Below are 6,036 nucleotides of genomic sequence, written 5' to 3'. Positions count from 1 at the left end.
AGCCAACGTGGGCAACAGCGTGGCGCCGGTGATCGTGCTGATCGGCATCGGCGCCGTCGGCGGCGGGGTCCGACCCCCCGAAGTGGTCAAGACCGTCCTACTCGGCTCCTCCGTCCTCCTGGCCACCGTGACAGCCATGACCCTGCTGCTCGTCGCCCTCGGCTGAACCAAATGTTGGCATGACGGCCTTCTTCGCATGCTATCGACTCAGTAAGCAGAACTTGCTGGCCACACTCGCGCTCGTCGGTGGGTCGCCCTCCTGGGGCACCCCGGTGACCATCCTGGGCGCCCGGTGACGGGCCGGTTCCACCCTCCAGAGCTGCAGGACCAAGCATGAGGCACACGGTTTGCACCCAGGTGCTGTCGGGTCCGGATAGTGCCCCGTGCGGCCGGTATTCGGGGTATGCACGAACGAGAAGAACGGCAGGCCCGCGACCGGGCGGAGTGGGTGTCGTGACGGTGTCGATCCGCCGGATCAGCTTGGGCGCAGGGTATCGCTACCTGATGGCCGGCGCGGCCTCGTCGCGGTTGACGCGGTACTACGCGCAGTCGGGCGCCCCTCCGGGACGGTTCCTGGGCGCGGGTTTGGCCGGTCTGGCCGGCGGCGCCGGCATCGCACCCGGTACCCAGGTCAGTGAGGAGGCGCTGTTCCGGATGCTCGGCAAGCTGGCCGACCCGGTGACCGGGCAGCAGCTGGGCCGGCCCCCGCGGGCGGTGGGCACGGCATACATCGACAAGAACGGCAGGGTGCGCAAGGCGCCGCGTCCGGTGGCCGGGTTCGACCTGACGTTCAGCGCCCCGAAGAGCGTGAGTGTGGCGTGGGCGCTGGCCGACCCGGGCACGCAGGCGGCGATCTACCGGGCGCACCTGCGGGCAGTCGAGTTCGTCATGGCCTATGCCGAGCGGGCGGTGTTCGCGTCCCGGTCCGGGCACGCGGGTGTCGTCCAGGAGGACGTGCGCGGGGTGGTGGCGGCGGGGTTTGATCATTGGGACTCGCGGGCGGGGGACCCGCAGCTGCACACGCACGTGGTGGTGATGAACCGGGCCCAGTGCGCCGACGGGACGTGGCGGACCCTGGACGGGCGGCTGGTCTTCAAGGCGACAGTGGCGTTGTCGCAGCTGTACAACGCGGTGCTGTCGGACTACCTGACGGGCGCGTTGGGGTGGGGGTGGGAGCCGGTGGCGCGGCGGTACTCGAGCGTGCCGAAGTTCGAGGTCGCCGGCGTTCCGGTCGAGCTGCAGGCGGAGTTCTCCCGCCGGTCGGGGGCGATCGAGGAGGCCAAGAACGCGCTGGTGGACAACTTCGTGACCGCGCACGGGCGGGCGCCGACCTCGCCGGAGGTGCTCAAGTTGCGGCAGCAGGCGACGTTGTCGACCCGGCCGGACAAGCAGGCGCACGCGCTGGCGGAGCAGATGCGGGTATGGCGTGCTCGCGCCGCCGGGCTGGTGGGTCCCGACCCGGCCCGCTGGATGTCGGGCTTGGCGGGCAGGAACGGACACCCGTTGCTGCACGCCGGCGACCTGACCGACCAGACCCTCGCGGATCTGGCAGGGACGGCGCTGGCCGAGGTCGCGGGGAAGCGGGCCACGTTCTCACGGATGAACCTGATGGCCGAGGTGCTACGGCAGCTGCACCGCGCCCGGTTCACCGACCCGGCCGAACGGCTGGCCGTTGCCGAACACGTGACGGACCTGGCAGTGGGGTCGGCGGTGCCGGTCGACCCGCCCGAGATCGCACCCGGACAGGGCAAGAGGTCGCCGAAGGGGAGGAGTCGAGACGCATCGCCTCTCACCTGCCGCATGGATCACTTGAGCGTCGCTTCTTCACCCATTTGGCCGATGCCCTCGATGGACGCATCCGATTCCGCGCAGACAGGCTTGAGCGCGATTTCGATAGGAGAGACTGGTGAGCACATCCATCGAACTAGCGTTCGGTGGGAGTATCCGCTCATGCCGCTGACGCAGCGACCAGCTTGGCGCGCGTAGCGGCTGGTCGTTGCTGCGGATCGTGGTCAACCTACTCGCATCCGGGAGCCAGCAGGGATGACGGCCACCTCCCGGTTTTACCTAGGCGCCGCCACATCATGGCCTCGGCCTGGTCACGACTGAAGTCGCGGCCTCCGGCATGCTCCTCGCATGGGCTGACGGAGTCCTCATCGGGGGTATACAGGACCGGTGGCGATGACGTGGGCCCGTCGGCTCGGGGTTGCGCGAACATGAGGTTGGTTCGTCTGCTCACCGCCTGCCTGGTGGTGGTACTGGCGGGATGCTCGCCTCCGGTCACCGACACCTCCGCGTCATCCACCGCGCCGCCGATGGTAGGGAGCACGTCGTACTCGCTGCTGCAGATGAACCTGTGCATGTCGGGGCTGGCGCCCTGCCTGGAGTATCCCGAGGTGGTCCGGGAGGCGATCACAGTCATCGGCGCGCACAGACCCGACGTGGTAGCGCTCAACGAGGTCTGCAGCCGCGACGTGGCTCGCATCTCCGACAGGACCGGCTACCACCGGCGGTTCTCGACCGTGCTATATGGCGGGCAGCCGCTGTCCTGCCGTGCCCCCGGAGGGCGGGGCGTGTTCGGCGACGCCGTACTCACCGCCGCGAAGATCACCGCAACGGACGACCACCGGTACAGCGCACAGTCGATCGATCCAGAGCAGCGCCGCTGGCTGTGCGTCGTGACCTCGCAGCGGGTCACCGTGTGCACCACCCACCTGAGTTCCCCAAATGAGGAGCGGACCGCCGTTCTCCGGCAGTGTGCGGAGTTCGCCGAGGTGTTGGCAGTGCGGGCCAGACGCGGCCCCACGATCGCGGCCGGTGACATGAACAACCTCGGCAGCTGCGCGCCGCCGGGCATGTGGACACACACCGACCGGGGGTCGGCGCAAAACCCTGGATTCCAGCAGGTCTACGGCAGCGCCACTCGCCTGCGCGTCGCGAGGTCGGAGGTCCTGCCCGCCACGTACACCGATCACGACTTCCTGTACGTCAGGGCGCGGCTGGTGTCACCGGTCGAGCGCTGACCGCCACGGGCGCCGCCGGAGCCCTCAATGCCGCTGCCAGCAATGCCGGTCCCGAACCACCGGCAGATCACCTCCACGACGTCGTCACGCTCGGCCCACGTCGCGAGCCGCGTCCCTGGTGAGCCGGTCGCCGAGCCGAGGAAGGCGGGGATGGGTAACTGCGATGAGCCATGCCCGATTGTCGGTGTCGCCCCCGCTGGCTGCTTCGCCGAACAAATTGTCCAGCGCTTCGGCGGAGTGGCGCCCTTCATCGAACCGCGCACGATACATCGACTCGATCTGGCGTTCCTTCATCCACGCGGTGTCTGAGTCATTGCGCACAGGCGCACCGAAGTAATCGTTCTTGTAGACCAGGTGAGGCCCGTCGATACTCGCCGGGACCTCCACCACGACGGCACGCTTGCCCTCGGCTCCGAGGCGATGCACGTTCAGACCGAATACGGGTGGAGAGATGGCAGTGATCGCGGCGCTCCGCAGGGAACGCACGTATGCCTCGTCGAGCGTTCCTGACGGCATCACCGCGTTGACGTGGACCGCGAAAGCCGACGCTCGCCGAAGCCCGGTCAAATTTTGGTGCCGCAGGGTCTGCAGAGCGCCGTGGTCACTTTCCTCGCCCGGCTGGAATACGAGGACGGTGTCGCGGCGGGGAGGCGCGAGCGCCATGGCTTGCGCTGCGCCGAGCAGCATGGCCGTGTGCAGATCGTGCCCGCACGCGTGCATCGCCCCGTCGCGTTCGGAGGAGAACTCCTCGCCGCTGTGTTCCTGCAGCGGCAACGCGTCCATGTCGGCGCGCAGAATGCAGGTCAGCCCGTCGGGGTACCGACCGGGTATTTCGGGTGCTGACGCCACCTTTAGGTCGGACCTCGATGTCTAAGCCGAAGTTCGACAGGGTCTCGGCTACCAGCGCGTGGGTGCCCGGGAGGGCGATACCGACTTCGGGGAGGCGGTGCAGCGTACGACGCCACTTGACCATTGAAGGATACATAGCGGCGGCCTCGGCCATCCGCCCGGCAGCGCGCCCGACCGTTCCTGTCATTGCTCACTCATCCAGCAGTCTTCTCGCAGCTATCTCGCAGCTGCGAGCTCGAAGAGGCGGCGGACGTGCTCGGTCATCACCGTGTAAGGGTTGAACCCCTTGATCTCTTCTTCAGCGAGCAGCGCACGGAAGACTCTGGGGATGTAAAGCAATCCGTTGCCCCCGTTCTTGCGCAGCATGCTCTTGAGGAACATGTCGTGGCTGAACAGCAACGACGAGCCGTATCCGGCCTCCACCAAGCGGCGAATGGCGGCGATGGTGTCACCGACGGAAGGTGAGCGACCTTCGCCGGGCAGGGTGAATCGGTAGGGCATGCCGATCATGTCGAACTCGACCCATACCCCGCGCTCCGCGACGCTGAGTTGGTAGCTCGGATCGTTGCCAGACGGGTCCATGTGGCACAGCACGACCGCTTCCGGAGGGACTGCTTGTTCGGTCAGCACGATGTCCAGCACCCGGTTGGCGTAGCGAACGAAGCCGGGCAGATGGATGAACATCGGCAGCCTACGCTCCTTCTGGACGACGCAGGCGGCACGCAGCACCTTCTGTTCCTGCACGGAGAAGTTCGGAGACACCCCGATCTCACCGATCACGCCCGAGCGCGGCGTGTCGCCATCGTCCGCAGAGAACGTGGTGGCTAGGAAGTGGTCGGCGATCTCTTGGACGCTGGCCGATCGTGCCCAGTCCGGGTGGTAGCGGTCGAGATACCACCCGCCTCCCGCGATGATGTTCAGCCCGGTCTGCCGTGCGAGTCGTTGGAGCTGGGTAAGGTCTTGCCCCTGCCCCTCGGGCGTGACCTCGATAACGGTAGCCCCGCCGGCGGCCCGGTAGTCCGTCAGTTCTGCCAGCGTGTCGTCGAAGTTGTCCAGACTGCAGTTGTCCACGCATGCGTACGGAAGCTCGTTGAGGATCCACGCGAGCTGCGGCGTCACCTGGGCGTCGAACAAGTCGGGAAAGTCCGGATGGGGAGTGAGACCTCCCGCGGCGATGCTGTTGATCAGGTGCTCGTGCGGCAGGGTCAGTCCGAGCTGGTCGCTGCGGATGGTGCCGGTCACTGTGCGGACCGATGTCGCCGTGAGTTCGTCAGTCATGCTCGGTGTCCTCGTGGTCTTTGTCCGTGTGGCCGTCCGGGCCGCTGTCGGCGTAGGGCGCTTCATGGAATCGGATCTCAGCCTCGATCACCTCGCGATACAACCGGTTCGCCTGGCCGGCCGCGCCATCTGGTGTCGCGCGGTCGACCTCACTGGCCAGGTATTTCACGCGGCCCCGAAAGCTGGACGTGGTGTGCATCGCGACCCAGCGGCCGACCTCGGTACCAGGGTCGACGGCGGGAAGCGTCGCGTCGCACCAGGTGAGGTACAGGTGCTCGGTGGCGTAGCTGAGCACGATCGGGTGCCAATAGTCGCCACTGGCGACGACCTCGCGAGCCAGCCGGGCCAGCCCGCCCGCGGTGGCGAGGGCCGCTGTGGATACGGGGCCGGAGTCTCCGACGCGCTGGAGGGTCTCGGCAAAGTACCGCAACTGATCGTGGACGAGATGGTGCGCTGCGTACACGTGCTGGATCAGTGTTTCCTCGTCGGGGGAGCGCAGCGCCGCGGCCGCGAGCAAACGGGCCGACTCCACGACGAAGCGCCGTTCGATGGCAAGGTAGGCCCGGAACGTGGATAGCTCCAGCGTGCCCGATGCGATGTCGACCATGAACCGCCCGGTGCACGCCTGTGCCAGAAGGTCGCGGTTGTCGTCGACCAGGCGGGTACTGAGTGTGGTCGCGAGGGTGTTCGCTCCAGGCCCGTCCTCGTCTCCGCGGCGTCCGTCAGCGGGACTGCCTGCTGGATCGCTACTCGGCACGGTCACCCACCGCATCGAGGTCAACTCCACCTAGTACTACAGCCGCACTTAGTTTTTGCTGGTCCCGCGTGTCGACTGTGTGAGACTGGGAATTCACCGGCATGTTGCTCGTGTGATAGATGAGGTGGA

Annotated in this window: 5 protein-coding genes; 2 read left to right on the top strand and 3 right to left on the bottom strand. The window is 67.3% G+C overall.

The features are described 5' to 3' along the window. Nucleotides 1-453 precede the first annotated feature (453 nt). The gene (mobF, locus tag FRW57_RS15850; protein WP_238999457.1) at nt 454-1,986 is read left to right on the top strand and encodes a MobF family relaxase; all 1,533 of its coding nucleotides are present in this window, start codon (nt 454-456) and stop codon (nt 1,984-1,986) included. A 230-nt stretch (nt 1,987-2,216) separates the two neighbouring features. Continuing rightward, nucleotides 2,217-3,023, top strand: coding sequence for an endonuclease/exonuclease/phosphatase family protein (locus FRW57_RS15845; RefSeq protein ID WP_152186448.1), 807 nt, complete (start codon nt 2,217-2,219; stop codon nt 3,021-3,023). A gap of 84 nt (nt 3,024-3,107) precedes the next feature. Here FRW57_RS15845 and FRW57_RS15840 read toward each other — a convergent pair whose 3' ends face one another. The 3 genes from FRW57_RS15840 to FRW57_RS15830 form a co-directional block, all read right to left on the bottom strand. After that, nucleotides 3,108-3,872: a M20/M25/M40 family metallo-hydrolase gene (locus FRW57_RS15840; RefSeq protein WP_275263155.1), complete on the bottom strand. Its 765-nt coding sequence runs from the start codon at nt 3,870-3,872 to the stop codon at nt 3,108-3,110. A 216-nt stretch (nt 3,873-4,088) separates the two neighbouring features. Beyond that, nucleotides 4,089-5,150, bottom strand: a complete 1,062-nt coding sequence (locus FRW57_RS15835) for a phosphotriesterase family protein (protein ID WP_162529381.1) — start codon at nt 5,148-5,150, stop codon at nt 4,089-4,091. After that, on the bottom strand, nt 5,143-5,757 hold the full coding sequence (locus FRW57_RS15830) for a hypothetical protein (protein WP_162529380.1): 615 nt from the start codon (nt 5,755-5,757) through the stop codon (nt 5,143-5,145). Before FRW57_RS15830 ends, FRW57_RS15835 begins: the two co-directional genes overlap by 8 nt. Between the last annotated feature and the right edge of the window lie 279 nt (nt 5,758-6,036).

Origin of the sequence: Segeticoccus rhizosphaerae (assembly GCF_009192725.1) — a bacterium.
GTDB lineage: Bacteria > Actinomycetota > Actinomycetes > Actinomycetales > Dermatophilaceae > Segeticoccus > Segeticoccus rhizosphaerae.
The sequence above is the reverse complement of the archived record's forward strand: the minus strand, read 5'-3'. Positions and strand labels throughout refer to the sequence as shown.

Bases quoted from the DNA above. Each gene is read 5' to 3' on its own strand.
- FRW57_RS15845 (WP_152186448.1), top strand. From the start codon at position 2,217: ATGAGGTTGGTTCGTCTGCTCACCGCCTGCCTGGTGGTGGTACTGGCG.
- FRW57_RS15830 (WP_162529380.1), bottom strand. From the start codon at position 5,757: ATGGTCGACATCGCATCGGGCACGCTGGAGCTATCCACGTTCCGGGCC.
- FRW57_RS15835 (WP_162529381.1), bottom strand. From the start codon at position 5,150: ATGACTGACGAACTCACGGCGACATCGGTCCGCACAGTGACCGGCACC.